Source organism: Staphylococcus pseudoxylosus, from assembly GCF_044794325.1.
GTDB lineage: Bacteria > Bacillota > Bacilli > Staphylococcales > Staphylococcaceae > Staphylococcus > Staphylococcus pseudoxylosus.
This window is the reverse complement of sequence record NZ_CP085024.1, coordinates 1545972-1565498: the sequence shown is the minus strand read 5'-3', so window position 1 is coordinate 1565498 and position 19527 is coordinate 1545972. Positions and strand designations below refer to the sequence as shown.

The following is a 19527-nucleotide window of genomic DNA, read 5'->3' as shown; positions in this document are numbered from 1 at the left end:
ACTATTTTGTGTTGTGGATTAAGATTCTAATAGTAAATCTTCTGGATTTTCAATTAATTCTTTGATTGTTTTTAAGAAACCTACAGCTTCTTTACCATCAATGATTCTGTGGTCATAGCTTAGAGCGATGTACATCATTGGACGGTTTTCAATTGTATCTGCATCGATAGCAATTGGACGAGTAATAATTGAATGCATACCTAAAATTGCAGCTTGGCTACCGTTAATGATAGGTGTAGACATCATTGAACCAAAAATACCGCCATTTGTGATTGTAAATGATCCGTTAACCATATCGTCTAAACCAAGTTTTTTGTCACGCGCTTTTTTAGCTAGGTTACCAATTTCATCTTCAATTTCAGCAAAGTTTTTCTTATCACAATCTCTAACAAACGGCACAAGTAAACCATCTTCTGTAGAAACTGCAACACCGATATCATAATATTGTTTAGTAATCATGTCATCGCCATCAATTTCAGCATTTACTTCTGGATATTTTTTCAACGCTGCTACAGCTGCTTTTGTAAAGAATGACATGAAGCCAAGTTTCGTACCATCATGGTCCTTGATGAATTGTTCTTTCTTACGTTTACGTAAGTCCATAACATTTGTCATATCAATTTCATTAAAAGTGGTTAACATAGCTGTATTATTAGATACTTCTAATAATTTTTTGGCAGCTGTTTTCTTACGACGAGACATTTTTTCTCTAATAACTGGTTTTGATGGGTTTTGTTGCGCTGGTTTTTTAGTTTCTTCTTTAGCAGCTGGTTGTGATTGTTGCGTATTTGATTGTTTTTGACTTTGATCAACATGAGATTTTCTCACTACATCGTTAGAAGATGGTGTTACTTCAGATAAGTCAATACCTTTTTCACGGGCGTATTTACGAGCAGATGGTGTAGCATTTACTCGTTGTCCATTATCTTGTGTTGACGCATCTGATTTACTTTCAGATGATTCAGATGATTGTTGTTCTTTATTTGAATCGTCAGTTGCTTTTGTATCTTCTTGTTTCGTTGATGACTCGGAAGTATTATTACCGCTTCCTTCTCCAACAACTGCAATGGATTGACCAACTTCTACAGTGTCGCCTTCGTCAGCTAATAGCTCTTGAAGCACGCCTGCTTCTTCTGAAACAACTTCTACGTTTACTTTGTCTGTTTCTAATTCAACAATAGCTTCACCTTTGTCTACGCTATCACCGACTTGTTTTAACCATTCTGCAATGGTACCTTCTGTTATGGATTCTGCTAATTCTGGAACTTTTACCTCTGGCATGCTTAACTTCCCCCTAGTTAATGTTTGTACTTTGTTCGATTATCATATTTTGTACGAGTTTGTGAATTTCACCATCACCTTCAGCAGGAGCTGAACGTTGGATACGACCGTGATAACTTAAATCGTATTTATCAGTTGTTAATTCTTTTAGATAAGGATAAACGAATGACCATGCACCTTGGTTCTTAGGTTCTTCTTGTACCCAAGCTACATTTTCTAAATTAGGTAATTCGTTTAATAATGCATCAATTTCATCAGCAGGGAAAGGATAAAGTCTTTCTACCGCTACGATTAAAATAGAATCATTTGGATTTTTGGCCAAATACTCTTTTAAATCAATAAACATTTTACCTGATGCTAAAATAACTTTTTTGACTGATGCTTTATCGTGATTTTCTGGTAAAATTGGTTCGAATTTACCGGAAGTGAATTTACTGATAGGATCTGCAACAGTCTTATTACGTAATAAACTCTTTGGTGACATAACTACTAATGGTCTCATAGATTGTGTACCAAGATTAGCCGCTTGCGCACGTAACAAATGGAAGTAGTTACTTGAACTAGATAAATTAACGATAGTTGAATTATTTTCACCAGCTAATTGTAAAAATCTTTCTAAACGTGCAGATGAGTGTTCTGGACCTTGTCCTTCAAATGAATGAGGCAAGAATAAAGTTAGTCCTGAACGTTCTCCCCATTTAGCGCGTGAACTAAATAAGAAGTTGTCAAAAATCATTTGAGCCATATTTGAAAAGTCCCCGTATTGTGCTTCCCAAATAGTCATACATGATTTATTTTGCACATTATAGCCATATTCAAAACCTACAACAGCAGCTTCTGATAATGGTGAGTTGCGTACTTCAAACGTTGCTTTTTGGTCAGGCACATTGTGTAATGGTACGAATTGTTCACCAGTTTCTGGGTCATGTAACACAGCATGACGGTGACTGAATGTACCACGTTCACTATCTTGACCAGTTAAACGTATAGGTGTTCCATTTTGAGTGATAGTTGCGAAAGCTAATTGTTCTGCTTGAGCCCAGTCAACTAATCCATCTTCACTTTCAAATGGCTCTTTACGTTTCTCTAGTACTTTATTTAGCTTTTTCAATACATTGAAGTTTGACGGATAAGTAAGCATTGCGTCATTAATTTCTTTTAACTGTTCAAAGCTTAACTCCGAATCATCATTTTGTATTGGTTCTGCTAAACTTTCAGGTCTTTGCATTTCTGGGTTGTCCATTTTGTCATTTTTATCAATTTTGTCATGAGCAGCTCTTAAAGTTTTTTGAACTTCGTCAATGATATGATTCATTTCATCTTCTGAAATTATATTTTCGCTGACAAGTTGTTTTCCGTATAAGATTTCAACTGACTCATGTTTACGTATTTCATGATATGGTAGTGGGTTTGTAATTGATGGTTCATCCATTTCATTATGACCGTAGCGACGATAACCTACTAAATCGATAACTACATCTTTATGGAATTCTTTTCTAAATGCCATTGCAATTTCAATTGCTTCAATCGTTGCCTCGACGTTATCAGCATTTACATGCATGATTGGAACGTCATATCCTTTTGCAACATCTGAAGAATAGGTTGTAGAACGACCATCTTGCGGTTCGGTTGTAAAGCCTATACGGTTATTTGTAATAATGTGAAGTGAACCACCTGTTGAATAACCATCTAAGTTACCTAAGTTCATAGCTTCGAAATTAATACCTTGCCCTGGATAAGCGGCATCACCATGAATTAATATAGGCATAGATTTTTTGAATTCGGTAGTTACTGAGCCTGGTTTATCAGTTGTATCTTGATTAGCACGTGTTTTACCAAGGACTACTGGTGATACGATTTCTAAATGACTTGGATTGTTCGCCAAGGAGATTTTTTGTTCAGTACCATATGATTGGGTTGTTTTTACGCCACCAAGATGATATTTAACGTCACCAGACCAGCCGGATGTTAATTCTAAGCTACCATCTTTAGGTAAAAATTTCATCGGATCTGTGTGCATAAATTCAGAAATCATCATTTCATATGGCTTTTCTAAAACATGTGTTAAAACATTTAATCTACCACGATGGGCCATACCTATTTGGATATTTTGGATGCCTTCGTCGCTCGCAATTCTTAATGTTTGTTGTAGCATAGGTACTAGAGTATCTACACCTTCGATGGAGAAGCGTTTAGCTCCAACAAAGTTTTTGTGTAAATACTTTTCAAAACCTTCAACGTGGGCTAAGTTTTTAAATAGTTCGACTTTTTGATTATCATTTAATGTTGCTTTGTATGGAGTTTCAATTCTACGCTTTAACCACACACGTTCTCTATTGTTATTAATGTGGGTATATTCAAAGGCAATTGGACCTTTGTAACGTTTTTCCATACGTACAATTGCTTCGTATGCATTATCATAAATGTCTTTAAAATGGTCAGAAACAATACCGGCTGAAATAGATTCAAGTGTTTCTTTGTCCAAATTAAAATCTTCGATTGTTAACTTGGGAACATTTTCTCTTTCAGGCCTATTAACTGGATAAATATCTGCCAACAAATGCCCATATTGACGAATATTATCGATAAGGCGCATAACACGTTTAATTGTGCTATCCCCTTTAGTTATGTTGCTCTGACTTTCATTATTTGTTGCGATGTTTGCTTCACCGTTTTTAATTGTACTAAAAAGGACTTGCAAATCTTCAGGAACTGCACCAGGATCATTTAGATATATATCATATAAATCTAAAACATATCCAAGATTTGCTCCGAAATTTACAGGTGCCTCGGAAACCTGACTTTCGTTGCTCATTTTACACCCTCCACAAAATAGTTGAAACGCTTACAAATCAATAATAGCATTAAATATATACAAATTAAAGTACCAATAACTCACTTATACGAAAAAAGGGGTGCAATAGAAATCTAATTATAATAATAAGATTTCTACCCCACCTCCATTAAATATTTACAATAGTGAAAAAATTCGTTGTAAGTGTATTTTGTCTTCTCGGAAAGTGTCATAACTCCATTTTTGCCTAACATTAGAATAGAATTAACCCACATTGAAAATAGTTTTAAATATGAGTGTAGGTGATTTTGTTTGTTGCTGTATAGTTTTTAAAAGTTAATAGAATTATTGTTAAAATGTAATTTTAAAAGTAGTATATTGACCTACTACACTATCTACTTGAATCTTACCGTGATTTAATTCTATTATCTTTTTGGCGATTGATAGTCCTAGTCCATTACCACCTAGTTTACGTGAACGTGATTTATCTACTCTATAAAATCTATCAAAGATAAATTCAATGTCCTCCTTAGGAATGCCAACACCATGATCTGTGATTTCTATAGATGTTTGTTTGTTTCTTAACTTTGTCTGAATATGGATATGTTTGTTAACTTGATCATATTTCATTGCATTATCAATAAAAATAATCAAAACTTGTTCTAATTGATAGCGATCGATTTTTATATTCAATGGCTTGGGGAATGCATCAAATTCAAAAGTATAATCTTCATGAAGTTGCTTCAATGATTTAATTCGTGACGTAATTTCCGCATTGATTTCTACATTTTCAATATTACCATCTCGACTGTTATTATTTTCTTTCGTAAGTAATAATAATTCTTCTACCAATTTTGTGATTCTAGACATTTCTTCTAACGAGATATCTAAAGATTCTTCTAAAATAGCTGCATCTTTTTTGCCCCATCGATTAATCAAATTCAAATGACCTTGTATAATTTGTAAAGGTGTTCGAAGTTCATGAGAAGCATCTTCAACGAACTGTCTTTGTTGATTAAAAGATTCTTCTAATTGAAACATCATTTCATTGAAAGTAGCGATTAAGTTATCAGTTTCTTCGTAGTTTGTAGATAATTCAACTTTTTCTTGGAAACCATCTCGACGTATTTGTTGCATTTTATTAGACATCAATATTAAAGGTTTTGTAATTTGTGATGAAAAGAAATAACTAATAATTGCTGTAATAAACGTAGCAATTACCCCGAAGATTAATGCGATAAAGTAAAGAGAATTAACAAGTGCGTTATAATCTTCTAATGAATGTACAATGACACTATAGCCTTTGAATTTTGGGGAATCTATATGGTCCGTAATTATTAAATAATCGGTGTTTTGATGTTTTTTAATAACAATATTATTCCTGTCTTTAGGAACTACTTCTGGTGAGAATGTAATGGATTTATCATTTGAAGTTTCGATTATTTTTTTTTCTTCATCATTAAATAAAATCACTTTTTGAAAATTTCCTAATGAAGCATTTAAATCTAGTGGTGTTATATGATTAATATTTTTTGATTCAAATAATTGAACAATATCATCAGAACTACGATTAGCTTCACTTAATTCGTTATGTCTGAGTGAGCTACTCAAAAAGAATATAATAATTAGACTAAATACAAATATCGTTAAAAATGTAATAGTTGTAGTAATCATCATCCATTTTGTTTTTAATTTACGCTGTTTCATTGTCTAATCACATACCCAACGCCACGAACAGTTTCTATACATTTATCTTTACCAAAGGGTTTAAGTTTATTTCTTAAATAGCGTATGTAAACATCAACGACGTTTGTTTCTACTTCTGTATCATATCCCCATACATCCGTAATAATTTGCTCCCTTTGTAATACGTGATTTTTATTCTCTGCTAATAAATATAATAAATCATACTCTGTTTTAGTTAAATCTAAAGGATGACCATCGACGGTTACCTTAAATGCATCTTTATCAATGATAATACCTTTAATATCAATCACATTTTTTTGTGGCTGGCGTCGTAACATAGCGCGAATTCTAGCTAATAATTCTTCTATATCAAATGGTTTTACAATATAATCATCTGCGCCGTAATCCAATCCAGCTACTTTGTCATACGTGTCACTTTTGGCTGTAATAATGATAATAGGCGTTGTTTGTTGTTGGCGAATTTGTCTACATATTTCTAGACCATTTATATTTGGTAACATTAAATCTAAAAGGATTAGATCATAATCATTAGTTAATGCTTTGTTTAAACCAGGTTGTCCATCATATTCAATATCGACCTCATAGTTTTCATGCTCGAGTTCAAGTTCGATAAAACGAGCTAGATTTTGTTCATCTTCCACTATTAAAATTTTTGTCATAAGTAGCACCTCAAGTTATATATTATATGAAATAGTTAATTGGAGAAAGTCATTACTAAAAATAATTATATATCAAAAGCCATCATGAATTAATAAGATAGATGCTAGTTTACAGAGTTTTCTAACGAAATTAAAAAATTTCGGAAATTCAATTGACAATCATTCTCAGTATTGTATAATGTAATTGAAAATGATTATCAATTCCAAAAGTAAGACATTCCCCCCACACATATTTCGTTCTTATTTGGATTGATCATTTTCAAAAATATCCCCTTTTATATGCCCGTAAAAGACTAACGTTGCGAGACAACGTGAATATAAAAACCGGTTTTACTTTGTAAAATCGGTTTTTATAATAAATTTTGACACATATTAGGCAGTTAGATGATTTTATTATCATTTAACTGCCTTTTTATGTTGAGAATCTCTCATTTTATTTTATTTAAGATTTTACTTTATTAAGTTAATGCAAAATGCTCCCGTAAAGATTGAACTTTCCCGAGAGCACTGGATTAAAAGGAATTAAATTTGTAATTTGTGACGTAATATTAATGTTGATAGAATGACACAGAATGCGCCACCGATAATGCCTGCAATAATATCGGTAGGATAATGGACACCAAGGTAAACGCGCGATGTTGAAATCATAATTATAAATAAAGCAGATAAACCAATCATGAAGGCTTTTGATTTTCCTTTCATTGTTCGATTGGCAATATACATGGTGCTTCCAAAAAATGCTGCAGAGCCCATTGCATGTCCACTTGGAAAACTGAAACCTGAGATATCTATGAGTCTAAGTAATGTTGGACGTTCTCTATCAAAGATATTTTTTAATAAAGGGTTTAGTGTACTTGATAATCCCATAGCAATTGCAAAAAATAGTGCTTCAATATTCAGGCGTTTTAGCATTAGATATGCTATCAATAAAAGCGATAAACAAACCATTGCCCATACTTCCCCAATTTTAGTAACCCCAAGGAAAATGGTAGTAGTAATAAAACTTTCAGAAGAATATATAAACTCATATACTTCATTATCAATCCACTTACCTAGCCTGGATTCATGGAAGAATGCAATGATGCCAAATATTAACGTGAAAATGATGAGTAAGGAAATTCTTTTCCAACGACTCATTGCATAACCTCCTTATTAACTTAATGCATCTTTAATTATTTTTCTAAATAAATCTTGTCGCGTGAAACTTTCTTTATATGTCTGCATTTGATTAATTATGGTATCACGATTCGTTTCAATATCATTTAATTGATCTATTAATTTTTGTTCGGTTAAAACATCTTCAGGGATTGTCTTTCCAAACCCTTTAGCTTCAAAATTTTTGGCGTTATCAATTTGATCACCTCGTGATTGGTCGAGTCCTAGTGGTATTAAAAGCATTGGTATACGAAGAGCTAAGAATTCATAAATTGCATTTGAACCAGCGCGACTAATCACTGTATCAGTAATAGCAAGTAAATCAGTTAAATCATCTTTAACAAAGTCAAATTGAATATAATCTTTTTGCTTCGTATATTGTTCATCGATTAGACCTTTACCTGTTAAATGAATAATTTGATAAGAAGTCTGCAAAGCATCAAGGTTTTCTCTAATGATACTATTAAGCTTTTTACTTCCTAAACTACCACCCATAACTAATAGTACCTTTTTGTTATCATTGAACTCTGTGAGTTGATAACCTCTCTTTTTATCTCCAGTTTTAAGATCTTCCCTAACAGTTGCACCTACAAAATCTGCTTTTTCTTTAGGTAAAAATTGTAGGGTATCTTCAAATGTAGTATAAATCTTTTTAGCAAACTTGAGCGAAATTTTATTTGCCAGCCCTGGTGTTAAATCAGATTCATGTATAATTGTAGGAATCTTTAAAGATTTAGCTGCTATAACTACTGGTACAGAAACAAAACCACCTTTAGAAAATAATAAATCAGGTTTTTCCTTTTTTAATACACTTCTTGCGTCTAATATACCTTTTAAAACTTTGAAAACGTCTTTGATATTATCCCATGATATATACCGTCTCAATTTACCGCTAGATATCGAATGATATTTAATAGAAGGTAATTGAGATTCGATCATTTCACGTTCAATACCATTTTTTGAACCGATATAAAAAGCTTCGTAACCTTCTTCGAGTGCAGTTGGAATTAAACTTAAATTAACTGATACATGGCCAACTGTGCCTCCACCGGTAAATGCGATTTTCGTCATATTATTACCTCTATTCTTCTAATTTTTTATAATAGGCATAAAATGGTTCCCCTTTATTAAAAGGATGATAATCAATCTCTACTTCGCCTACTTTATTAAATCCAAACTTACTAAATAGACCTTGCGCGCGCTTATTTAATGCAAAAGTATCTGTCAATATCACATGAATATCATGATCAAGTGCAAGATTAACTGCGAAATCAAATAATTGTGTTGCAGCCCCTTTATAGCTTGCTGAACCGGCAAGTCTATGAATGACATATGCACCTTGTCGATTAACAGGCCATTCTAGATTATCATACCACTCTGCTTGTTCTTGGTCGACAACAATAAACGCATAAATTTCATCATTTTCTTCTAGTACAAAGAGTGCTTCTTTCTCTATATCTTGCTTGAAATGTTCTTCTAAAGGGTAATGCTCATCCCATTGATTATTGTTATCTTGTTGCATTGTTGCTTTAGCTTCTTCAACAATATTTAATATACTTAACAAATCATTTTTGTTAGCAATTCTAATCATGAAACTTATACCTCTCTCATTTTAATTTAGTATTTTTAAAAGTTTATTGAGTACAGTGTCTTCTTTATTTGCCTTATTTACTAATTGTTGTGTGAACTTTTCATTTGTTTCTTTATTAAAAGTGCCATTCACTTTTAAGTCATTTTCTTTTTGGAATGATTTAATGGCAGTTTCTAATGAGCTATCAAACTCATTGGATTCATTAGACGTTTTATGACCTAACGCAGTTAAACCTACCTTTATTGTTTTAACATTTTTGTCATTATCACCCAACTGGTAAGTTTTATCATTAGGGATCACATTTAAAGATTGATAGGCTGGCTCGTTTATTTTAGTATCAGGTTCAATACCTTTGCCATGAATATAGTGAGATTTTGGTGTTAACCATTTCATATTAGTGAATTTTAATAAAGAGCCATCATCAAATTCATGTGTTGTTTGAACAATACCTTTACCGAATGTTTTAGCACCATAAACTTTTGCCTTATCATAGTCTTTCATAGCACCAGTAAAAACTTCTGATGCGCTGGCTGAGCCTTTATTAACTAAAATAGATACGTCCATATCTTTTGCTTCTTTTAGGGCATCATTTGAAGTTTGTATGTCTTCTTTGTGTTTGCCTTTTTCAAGTTGAACTACAGTTTCCCCTTTATCTATGAAAATATTAGCCATTTTTACAGCTTCATCTAAAAGACCACCAGGATTATTACGTAAATCTAGAACGATTTTTCGTACACCATCTTTGTGTGCTTTAATCAAAGCTGATTTTAGTTCGCCAGAAGTACTATTTTGAAATTTATTAATTGTAAAGACACCCACATTTTTATGTTTTTCATATTCAACACTTTTCACATGAATTTTATCACGTTTTATTGTAATATCATGAGTTTGATTAGCTCGTTCGATAGTTAAAGTAACTTCTGTACCTTGTTTGCCTCTCACTTTTTTAACAATAGACTCTAAAGGTTGCCCCTTTATGGATTTACCATCAACTTTTTTAACGATGTCTTTTGGTTGTATACCTGCTTTTTCTGCTGGTGATTGTTTCATCGGACTTGTAATTTCAATTTTATCACCTTTTTTTTGCATTTCTGCGCCAATACCAACAAAATCACCAGAAACATCTTCATTGAATGATTTTGTTTCATCCTTTGTCATGTAATCTGAATAAGGATCATCTAAATCTTTTACCATACCATCAATTGCTGCAGAAGAAAGTTTTTCAGGATTTGTATCTTTGTAATATTCATTGTTTAAAGTTTTATAAACTTCTTCTATCTTTTGTACTTCATGCCTTTGATTGCTTGTTAAGCCACTTTTCCAATTACTTATCCCTATTGTTGCGAAAGCAGTAATTACTGCTGTAATAAGTATGGTAGCTAATAATAGTAAAATGAAATAACTGCGTTTGAATTTAAAGGCTTTTGGATTTGCTTGTTGATCTTTATCTTCGTTAGCATCAATATTTTGTTCGTTGATGTCTTTATGATCTGACATTTAATCACTTCCAATACATATGTAAAAATAAAATCTATCCATTTGTCATAAAATAAAATTAGCTGGGATTGAACCATTCAGTTTAATCCCAGCCCTGTAAATGATACTTAAATATTTTAATATATTTTACTATATCTCCTCAATTATTTAAGTATTAAAATTTTAGCCACTCTGTATATTCTTCATATAAATCATCGAATACGGCTAATGAAACTGTATAGTCTCCTCGAGTTTCGATATATTCAGAAAGTATATGAAAATCTTTTTCTTGTCTTGGGAAAGATAAGTCATCAAAAATTTCTTCTGCTAATTCGCCTTTTGCATCATTACGTCCTCGTGCTGTAAGTGCAAATTGATAAAATGAATGGTCTTTCATTAGTTCATAGTTACATCAACGATTTTAGTTTCGCCTTTTGTAACTGTAGTTACATCAGAAACAGAAATTGAAGATGTATTATCAGAATTTGTAATAATGATTGGAGAAATAACGGACTTAGCATGTTCCTTAATATAGTCTAAGTCAAATTTAAGAAGAGGGTCTCCAACATTTACAGTATCGCCACTTTCGACAAGGATATCAAAACCTTGGCCATCTAATTGAACAGTATCTAAACCAATGTGAACAAGTAATTCTAATCCGTTATCAGCTTTAAGTCCAATAGCATGTTTTGTTGGGAAGACATTGTCTACTTTACCATCGATTGGTGAAACAACTTCTCCATTTGTTGGGTTAATACCGAAACCTTCACCCATCATTTTTTGGGCAAATACTGGGTCTGGTATATCTTCAATTTTCACATATTCTCCAGAAAGTGGTGCATAAATAGCGCTATCTTTATTTACTTCTTTACCTTTACCGAATAATTTTTTAAACATATCTTGTTCGCTCCTTATTTTTCAAAATGTGGTATTAAATCTGCATAACCTAGTTCTTCTAGCTTGTCGAATGGTATGAATTGTACTGCAGCAGAGTTAATGCAATATCTCAAACCACCACTTTCTTTTGGTCCATCGTTAAAAACATGGCCCAAATGACTATTGGCGTCTTCTGAACGAACTTCCGTTCTTACCATGCCAAATGTTTTATCTACAAGTTCTATAATTTCTTCATTATCTAACGCTTTTGAAAAACTTGGCCAACCGCAATCGGACTCAAATTTTTCTTCTGAAGTGAATAATGGCTTTCCAGAAATTTTGTCTACGTAGATACCTTTATCAAAGTGATTCCAATATTCGTTTTGAAATGGAGGTTCTGTACCATTTTCTTGTGTAACTAAGTACTCCATTTCGTTTAAATCATTTTTATTCTTTTTAATCATTTTGCTTCCCCCAATGCTTTTCTATAAACCCTTTGCGTCCTGAACCACGTTGATACTGTTCATAATGTAGCGGATTTTTTTTGTAATAATCTTGATGATAGGATTCTGCAGGATAAAAGTTTTTATACGGTTTAATGGGCGTGATAACAGGATTATCAAATATTGCTTGTTCATTTAATTGTTGTATCTTTGCTTCGGCAGCTTTTTTTTGTGTTTCATCGTGATAAAAAATCGCCGGCTCGTAATGTTCACCACGGTCAAAAAATTGACCTCCATTGTCTGTTGGATCAAATGTTTTAAAATAAACATCTAATATATTTTCGAAGGAAGTAATTTCCGGATTATAGGTGATTTGTACTGCTTCTACATGACCCGTTTGGTTAGTACTTACACTTTCATAAGTAGGGTTATCAGTATGGCCACCACTATACCCAGAAATAACACTTTCTATACCTGGATATGATGTAAATGGTTTAACTAAACACCAAAAACAACCTCCAGCTAATGTCGCATAAGCCATAATATACCTCCTAAGTCTATTTTGTCATAAAGTTATCATTATTTTAAGAGATACGCTATAAAATTGTTTATTTATTAATTAAGACATATTGTTTCAAGTATAATCATAGCGATCTTTTAATGGAACTTATGATTTTAACACTACAAGACCAATTGCACCTTGACCAGTGTGTGTACTAATCACAGGTGTTGTTATGTTTGTGTCGAACTGTGTAAAGTTAAATTCTTCTGAAAAATGTCTTTTAACTTTATCTACGAATTCAATAATATTTGCATGTGCAATTCCTATAGATTTTATATTTCTATCACCGATAAATGCACTAATTTCTTTCTTTAAAAATTGTACACTTGCATTTTGAGTTCTTGAATTGTGTATTAATTCGATTTTACCATCTTCAAGTGTTCCAATTGGTTTGATTTTCATCATATTACCTATTAAACCTTTAGTTTTACTAATACGACCACCTTTGATTAATTGGTTCAATTGGCCTATTACAACATACAGCTTTATATTTTTTTGTAATTCAGTAATTTTAGATATGATAGTTGTAGTGTCATATCCTTCATTATTCCAGTCTACAATATGTTGCACTTGATAACCTAACCCAAAAGAGATGGATTTAGAATCAATAACTGTTACCTTACTATCAGTCATTTGACTCGCCTGTAGCGCTGTTTGGTATGTGCCACTTAAACCTGAAGTCATATGAATACTTATAATTTCAGAACCGTCTGCACCTAGTTCATCATACATTTCAATGAATTTACCAATTGCTGGTTGGCTTGTTTTAACATCTGCATCTTCCTGCATTTTCTGAATATATGCTTCAGAAGAAATATCTACTTGGTCTACATAGGATTCCCCATTGATTGTTAAATTAAGTGGTATCACATGTATGTCATTATCAGATAAATACGAGTGTGATAAATCAGATGTTGAATCGGTTACAATTTTCTTTTTCATCATAATTTCCTCCTATGAAGTTTCCTTACGTGTCAAATGTAAAAAAGTGTGAGGAATTGTGTTCTTTTCATCAATTTCCCCTTTGACTGATGATTCAACTTCCCAATCTTTAAAAGTATATGGCGGGAAAAATGTATCGCCATTATATTTATCTTCAATCACAGTGATATACATATCATCAACTTTATCAATCATTTCTTCAAAAAGTGATTGACCACCAAAAATGAATACATGCCCTGGTAAGTCATAAATATCTTCCATAGAATGTATGACATCTACACCTTCATGATGGAATGATTTGTTTCTTGTTAAAACAACATTACGTCTATTAGGAAGTGGCTTCCCAATAGAATCGAATGTTGCACGTCCCATGACAAGCGTATTACCCGTGGTTAAAGCCTTAACATGCTTTAAATCACTAGGTAAGTGCCAAGGTAATTGATTATTTACCCCGATGACACGTTGTTGGTCATGAGCTACTAGTATCGACAGTGTCATAATTTTCCTCCTAATAGTGAAATTCTACATAAGTATTTATAAAGTTCATGGTCTTAATTATATAGTAAAAGGTTTATTAATTTAAATAAAAGCTTATGTTTTAAACTGCAATCGGTGCTTTAATAGCAGGGTGAGATTCATAATCTACAATTTCTAAATCTTCATAATTTATATCGAAAATTGAAGCGTCAGAATTAATTTTAAGTTTAGGTGGTTCGAAACTATCTCGTGATAATTGTGTTTCTATTGCATCAATATGATTTGAGTAAATATGCGCATCACCAAAAGTATGCACAAATTCTCCCACTTCTAAACCACATTCTTTAGCTATTAAGTGCGTTAATAAACTATAGCTCGCAATGTTAAACGGCACACCTAAGAATATATCGGCACTTCGCTGATATAATTGACAACTCAATTTTCCATCTTGAACGTAAAATTGGAACATCGTATGACATGGTGGTAAAGCCATTGTATCAATTTCAGTTGGATTCCATGCAGAAATGATATGTCTACGAGAATTAGGATTATTTTTAATTTGATCAATTACTGTTTTTAACTGATCGAAATGATTACCTTGTTTATCTTCCCAATCACGCCATTGTTTACCATAAACATTACCTAAATCACCGTATTTTGAGGCAAAATCATTATCATTTAATATTTGTTGCTTGAATTTTTGCATTTCTTCTTTATAAATTGCATTGAAAGCTTCGTCAGTTTGTGCTTTATGGCCAAAATTGGTCATATCTGGTCCGTGATAATCAGATGAATTTATATAATTCTCAAAAGCCCATTCATTCCAAATATTATTGTTGTACTGAAGTAAATATTTGATGTTTGTATCGCCTTTAATAAACCATAATAATTCAGTTGCGATTAATTTAAAGGAAACTTTTTTTGTTGTCAGTAAAGGAAACCCTTTTGATAAATCAAATCTGAGTTGATGTCCAAATTTAGAAATTGTGCCGGTGTTTGTACGATCGTTTTTTTGTTTTCCTATCTCAAGAATTTCTTCACACAGATTATGGTAAGATTGATCGAAACTATTTAACATAATAGCACACTCCTTTCAATTATATTTTTATTTAATCTTATTGGATATTAGCAACAATTAAAAGAATTTACTATAGATTGTGTAAAAATATTGCATGTTAGGTAAATTATACAACATTTCAGTGTAAACGTTATAAAAGTAGCATTATTTTTAAAAAATAAATACCAACTTAGTCATATCTCAAGATTAAAAAATAGAGATGTCGTAAGTTGGCATTTAAATATGCTTAATTAAGATAAGATGTATTTTTGTTCATATTAACAGTGTTCATCAAAGGCATCTTTAATATCCATGCATATATCTTGAATATCTCTGCCTTCAATGTGTTCTCGTGGGATAAAGTGTTTCAACTCTTGTCCTTTAAACAATGCATACGATGGGCTTGATGGTACTTGTTGAATGTAATTTCGCATCGTCTCAGTAGCTTCTTTATCTTGACCAGCAAAAACAGTCACTTTATTAGTTGGTTTTTTTTCATTTTGCTCTACAACAGTTACAGCAGCTGGTCTAGCTAAACCAGCTGCACATCCACACGTTGAATTGATTACAACGAATGTAGTGTCGTCTGTTGAAACGTTGTTCATATAGTTCGTCACATCATCTGAAGTCTCTAAACTTTCAAAATCACGCTCGGTTAATTCGCTACGCATCTGTGTAGCAAGTTCGTTCATATATGCTTCGTATGCATTCATTTCCAACACTCCTTAAAATCTAATAATAAATATTTTAATAATTATATTTTATTTCTGTTAGCAATTTGTTTCCAAACTGAGCCCAGAGCTTGATCTCCATTTTCAATTCTTTCAATCGCCATTTCGATTTGAAGTTTAACTTCATATGCTGGATCATTCTCGTGTGCATGTAAAGATTCTAATTGCTCTAGACCACCTTCGTCAAAGATGAACATCGCAGCTCTCCATCTAACAATTTTTTGTGGATCGTCTAATGCTCTTTCCATCTCTGGTAAGGCTTGTTTAAAACCTAAATCACTTAAACAGTCACCTGCAGTTCGTCTTACTGCTGGACTCTTATCGCGTAAACCTTTAAATAGATATGGCAGCACAGCTTTATCTTCTACCATTCCAAGTAAGACGATAGCTTCACGTCTTAAAGGTGTTTTCTCTTCTTCACTCACAGCATCTCCTAATAATGGGAAATCCTGTTCTGTTGGTGTTGGGAAAGCTTTCAACATTCTTAAACGTTCTTTCCAATCTTCTGTAGCTTGATAAGTTTCAAGTGACACATGCTGGTAATGCTTTTCAGGAATTACTACATCTGTGTTTAATGCATCTTGTACGAGTGTTTCTAATTTGTCATCGGGATAAATTGCTAATATCTCTTCAAAAACTTCTGACATAATTTCATCAAGTTCACCGTAACGAACTCCTAAATCTTCCCACTTGCGTTGAAAAACGATATTATCTTCGTCTTTCTGTGCTGCAAGCATGCTATCTACAAAAATTTCTGGTAATTGTTTACGTTTTTCTTCTGAATTAGTTGTTAGTTTTACTTGATAAGGAATGCCTTTAAATTTTAAAACTTCAGCCTTAACTTCTCCAAAATGTTCATCTGGCATAGGTTCTTCTAATTCTGCCACATCTTTATTTAATGTAGCAGTGACTTTGGGCAATAATGTTTCCCAGTCGTATTTTGGTTTTTTATCTATAGCAAGAAAATCCATAACATAAAATATAGATTTGATACCTTCTACTGCTAATACGTCATTGATAAAGTTGGGTTGGTCATCTTGGATGGTAGTATACGTATTTGATTTATTATCTTTTCTCTTATCATTTAGTACAATTTTCATTGTGTTAGGACTTGGCGTAGGTTCAACACGTACGATTTCCATTTAAGAACCTCCTTATTAAATATTCTCTAATGTTTCGGTTACTCTTGGTAATAAGTCGTCCCAATTGGAATCAGATTTTTTATCAACGGATATGAAATTCATAGCTTGAAAAATAGACTTAATACCTTCTAAGTCAAGTATTGCATTGATAAAATCAGGTTGACCTTCTTTGACAGAAGTATACGTGTTAGGTTTATAGTCCTCACCTGATAATTGTAAAACGATTTTCATTGTATTTGGGTTTGGTGTTTGTGCTACCTCTACGATTTCCATTTAAAATTCCTCCTAATTATTGCAGCTCATTGCCTAATTGTTTAATTTCTTTCCCTACCGAACATTCTGATATGCAAAAATGGTGGGCATGTGTTTTTCCTTGAGTTTTATTAATGTGATGTTTAAGTAAGCATTTATTGCAATATGTGTTCATAAGATGATCTATTGCTTCTATTGCTTCTTTTTCAGAATAAGTTAGAATACTCGTCACTCTCCTGTTATGCTATAAGTAAAATGTCCCTAATAAATACATTAAATTTACAAGTGTTTGACACTTAAAATCATTATATCATTTGTAACAATGTTTGTTTAATCTTAAAATTTATGCACAATTTTTACCTACATTTGACAATGATTTTATTTAATTTGCTTGTATTTTTTGTTTTATTTGGTAAAATTATTTAGTTGTTTATTTTGCGGTTTCTAAACACCCGCATCAACAAAATTTAGGAGGCAAATAAATTGTTTAATGAAATATTTGGAATAGTAACATTTTTAGTAACATTTCTTTTATTAGTAGCCATGTATAGATTGTTTGGTAAACATGGTCTGATTGCTTGGGTTGCGATAGGTACGATTATTGCAAATATTCAAGTGATTAAAACTGTAGATGTATTTACGATTTCTGCAACTTTGGGTAATGTCATGTTCGCTTCGATCTATCTTGCGACAGACATATTAAATGATATTTATGGTAGAAAAGTTGCAAAACGGGCAGTTTGGATAGGTTTTAGTTCTACCTTGGTTATGATTATTGTTATGCAAATGTCATTGCATTTCACACCATCGCCAATTGATAGTTCTCAACAAGCTTTAGAAAGTATCTTTAACCTTGTTCCCAGAATTGCATTGGGATCTGTGATTGCTTACATTATCGGCCAACATTTAGATGTATTATTATTTAGTTTAATAAAAAAACTTTTTAGTTCAGATAAAACGTTTATTATTAGAGCATACGGTAGTACAATCATCAGTAATATTATTGATACTGCACTTTTTGTATCGATTGCGTTTATTGGTTCTATGCCAAATGCTGCAGTTTTTGAAATCTTTATAACTACTTACTTATTGAAAGTAATATCAACAATATTTAATGTTCCTTTTGGTTATTGGGCTAAATCAATGTACCGCAGGGGTAAAATAAATAAACTAGATGAAGGTTACTAAAAAACTCTAGGATTGGTTAACTACCAGTCCTAGAGTTTTTATTATTTAATGTTTGAGTGATTTGGTCTTTTAGAAAATTGAAAGTCCTATATCCATCGCTATCAAGGAAATGACCTTCGTGTGATACATGTAATGTTTCCGTCTTTAATTCATGCGACAATCGGTCGGTTGCATCAATATTGACAATTGGGTCATGGCTGCCGGCAATCGTTACGATGTGCTGTGCATTAATCATACGGAAATCAATCTGAGTTTGTAATATATAGTGATCAAGTTCTGGTAAATTTGTTAATTGCTCATTAAATCCAGAAACGAGAAATAGCCCTTTAATACTCGGTGCATGTTTTAGCTTAGACAAATAATCAAGTATAGTTATTACACCTAAACTATGTGCAACAATGATGGTTTCTGCATTTAGCTTATTTTTCAAACTATTTTGTATAGCTGTTATCCATTCATCTAAATTGGGTTGGTATGTATTCGGTAAATACACGATTTCCGTAGAATAACCAAACTGCTTCATTTCGGCAGCTAACCACTCAAACCAATGGCTTTTAGTAGTTGCTTGATAACCGTGTATAATAAACATATTTTTCAAATATATCAACGCCCTTCCAAATCCGACTCACTTAGTAGGAATAATTAAAAGTATAAGCTATATCATATAATTTTACAAGCAATTTAATGTCGCGTAAATAGTATATATGTGCTTGGTTTGATAAAATAAACATAAATGATAGATAAAGGTGGAAATTATGGCAAAAATTTACTTTGATGCTGCTACAGCTGGTAACCCTGGCGTAAGCGCATGTGCAGTCGTGTTAGTAATTGATGATGAGCGTTTTCACTATACAAAAGATTTAGGTGTTATGGATAATCATAGTGCTGAATGGGCATCTTTAATATTTTCTTTGGAATGTGCTGTTAAACATGATATATCCACAGCTTTAGTGTTTACAGATTCGAAACTTATAGAGGATAGTATTAATAAAGGTAGCGTTAAAAATGAAAAATTCAAACTTTATTACGATAAGATGTTAGCGTTAGAACAGCATTTCGAATTGTTTTTCGTTAGATGGGTACCTAGAAATCAAAACAAAGAGGCAAATCATCATGCTAAAAATGAACTTTATACAATAACAAAGCAAAATAAAAAATAACGCCCCTACTAGTAATTTATTAAAAACGAAGAAA

At 32.3% G+C, this 19527-nt stretch carries 22 protein-coding genes; 2 read left to right on the top strand and 20 right to left on the bottom strand.

Features of this window, described 5'->3' with window-relative positions:
- Positions 1–18: 18 nt before the first annotated feature.
- The 19 genes from sucB to LG295_RS07455 form a co-directional block, all read right to left on the bottom strand.
- Positions 19–1281: a dihydrolipoyllysine-residue succinyltransferase gene (sucB, locus tag LG295_RS07545; protein WP_107531265.1), complete on the bottom strand. Its 1263-nt coding sequence runs from the start codon at positions 1279–1281 to the stop codon at positions 19–21.
- A 13-nt stretch (positions 1282–1294) separates the two neighbouring features.
- Positions 1295–4096 carry a 2-oxoglutarate dehydrogenase E1 component gene (locus LG295_RS07540; RefSeq protein ID WP_107531266.1) on the bottom strand — a complete coding sequence of 934 codons (2802 nt, stop codon included), beginning with the start codon at positions 4094–4096 and terminating at the stop codon, positions 1295–1297.
- 330 nt (positions 4097–4426) lie between these two features.
- On the bottom strand, positions 4427–5782 hold the full coding sequence (locus LG295_RS07535; protein ID WP_107531267.1) for a HAMP domain-containing histidine kinase: 1356 nt from the start codon (positions 5780–5782) through the stop codon (positions 4427–4429).
- A complete protein-coding gene (locus tag LG295_RS07530; protein WP_107531268.1) occupies positions 5779–6441 on the bottom strand; it encodes a response regulator transcription factor in 663 nt (220 codons plus the stop codon). The genes LG295_RS07535 and LG295_RS07530 overlap by 4 nt, the downstream gene beginning before the upstream one ends.
- A gap of 522 nt (positions 6442–6963) precedes the next feature.
- Positions 6964–7578 carry a phosphatase PAP2 family protein gene (locus tag LG295_RS07525; protein WP_107531269.1) on the bottom strand — a complete coding sequence of 205 codons (615 nt, stop codon included), beginning with the start codon at positions 7576–7578 and terminating at the stop codon, positions 6964–6966.
- A gap of 15 nt (positions 7579–7593) precedes the next feature.
- Positions 7594–8667 (bottom strand): undecaprenyldiphospho-muramoylpentapeptide beta-N-acetylglucosaminyltransferase, encoded by a 1074-nt coding sequence (locus LG295_RS07520; RefSeq protein WP_107558751.1) that lies wholly within the window; start codon positions 8665–8667, stop codon positions 7594–7596.
- A 10-nt stretch (positions 8668–8677) separates the two neighbouring features.
- A complete protein-coding gene (locus LG295_RS07515) occupies positions 8678–9187 on the bottom strand; it encodes a GNAT family N-acetyltransferase (RefSeq protein WP_107531271.1) in 510 nt (169 codons plus the stop codon).
- A gap of 21 nt (positions 9188–9208) precedes the next feature.
- Positions 9209–10684, bottom strand: a complete 1476-nt coding sequence (locus LG295_RS07510; protein ID WP_325999091.1) for a S41 family peptidase — start codon at positions 10682–10684, stop codon at positions 9209–9211.
- 154 nt (positions 10685–10838) lie between these two features.
- Positions 10839–11060 (bottom strand): YozE family protein, encoded by a 222-nt coding sequence (locus LG295_RS07505; RefSeq protein WP_325999092.1) that lies wholly within the window; start codon positions 11058–11060, stop codon positions 10839–10841.
- Positions 11060–11560, bottom strand: coding sequence for a PTS glucose transporter subunit IIA (locus LG295_RS07500; RefSeq protein WP_017724472.1), 501 nt, complete (start codon positions 11558–11560; stop codon positions 11060–11062). The genes LG295_RS07505 and LG295_RS07500 overlap by 1 nt, the downstream gene beginning before the upstream one ends.
- A gap of 14 nt (positions 11561–11574) precedes the next feature.
- On the bottom strand, positions 11575–12003 hold the full coding sequence (msrB, locus tag LG295_RS07495; RefSeq protein ID WP_017724473.1) for a peptide-methionine (R)-S-oxide reductase MsrB: 429 nt from the start codon (positions 12001–12003) through the stop codon (positions 11575–11577).
- Positions 11996–12523, bottom strand: a complete 528-nt coding sequence (gene msrA, locus LG295_RS07490; RefSeq protein WP_107531275.1) for a peptide-methionine (S)-S-oxide reductase MsrA — start codon at positions 12521–12523, stop codon at positions 11996–11998. Before msrA ends, msrB begins: the two co-directional genes overlap by 8 nt.
- A gap of 126 nt (positions 12524–12649) precedes the next feature.
- Positions 12650–13489: a DegV family protein gene (locus LG295_RS07485; RefSeq protein WP_318832871.1), complete on the bottom strand. Its 840-nt coding sequence runs from the start codon at positions 13487–13489 to the stop codon at positions 12650–12652.
- A gap of 9 nt (positions 13490–13498) precedes the next feature.
- Positions 13499–13984 carry a dihydrofolate reductase gene (locus LG295_RS07480; protein ID WP_107531277.1) on the bottom strand — a complete coding sequence of 162 codons (486 nt, stop codon included), beginning with the start codon at positions 13982–13984 and terminating at the stop codon, positions 13499–13501.
- A gap of 100 nt (positions 13985–14084) precedes the next feature.
- Positions 14085–15041, bottom strand: coding sequence for a thymidylate synthase (locus LG295_RS07475; protein ID WP_107531278.1), 957 nt, complete (start codon positions 15039–15041; stop codon positions 14085–14087).
- A 257-nt stretch (positions 15042–15298) separates the two neighbouring features.
- A complete protein-coding gene (gene brxA, locus LG295_RS07470; protein WP_107531799.1) occupies positions 15299–15733 on the bottom strand; it encodes a bacilliredoxin BrxA in 435 nt (144 codons plus the stop codon).
- Positions 15734–15774: 41 nt separating this feature from the next.
- Complete coding sequence (locus LG295_RS07465; protein ID WP_325999094.1) at positions 15775–16893, bottom strand: virulence factor; 1119 nt, start codon at positions 16891–16893, stop codon at positions 15775–15777.
- A gap of 15 nt (positions 16894–16908) precedes the next feature.
- Positions 16909–17166: a NifU N-terminal domain-containing protein gene (locus tag LG295_RS07460; RefSeq protein WP_318832870.1), complete on the bottom strand. Its 258-nt coding sequence runs from the start codon at positions 17164–17166 to the stop codon at positions 16909–16911.
- A gap of 16 nt (positions 17167–17182) precedes the next feature.
- Positions 17183–17377, bottom strand: a complete 195-nt coding sequence (locus LG295_RS07455) for a zinc-finger domain-containing protein (protein WP_029377283.1) — start codon at positions 17375–17377, stop codon at positions 17183–17185.
- A gap of 251 nt (positions 17378–17628) precedes the next feature.
- Here LG295_RS07455 and LG295_RS07450 point away from each other — a divergent pair, with 251 nt between their 5' ends.
- On the top strand, positions 17629–18333 hold the full coding sequence (locus LG295_RS07450) for a queuosine precursor transporter (RefSeq protein ID WP_107531802.1): 705 nt from the start codon (positions 17629–17631) through the stop codon (positions 18331–18333).
- A gap of 16 nt (positions 18334–18349) precedes the next feature.
- Here LG295_RS07450 and LG295_RS07445 read toward each other — a convergent pair whose 3' ends face one another.
- The gene (locus tag LG295_RS07445) at positions 18350–18922 is read right to left on the bottom strand and encodes an alpha/beta hydrolase (protein WP_318833039.1); all 573 of its coding nucleotides are present in this window, start codon (positions 18920–18922) and stop codon (positions 18350–18352) included.
- A gap of 166 nt (positions 18923–19088) precedes the next feature.
- Here LG295_RS07445 and LG295_RS07440 point away from each other — a divergent pair, with 166 nt between their 5' ends.
- Positions 19089–19493: a ribonuclease HI family protein gene (locus tag LG295_RS07440; RefSeq protein WP_107531804.1), complete on the top strand. Its 405-nt coding sequence runs from the start codon at positions 19089–19091 to the stop codon at positions 19491–19493.
- Positions 19494–19527 lie beyond the last annotated feature (34 nt).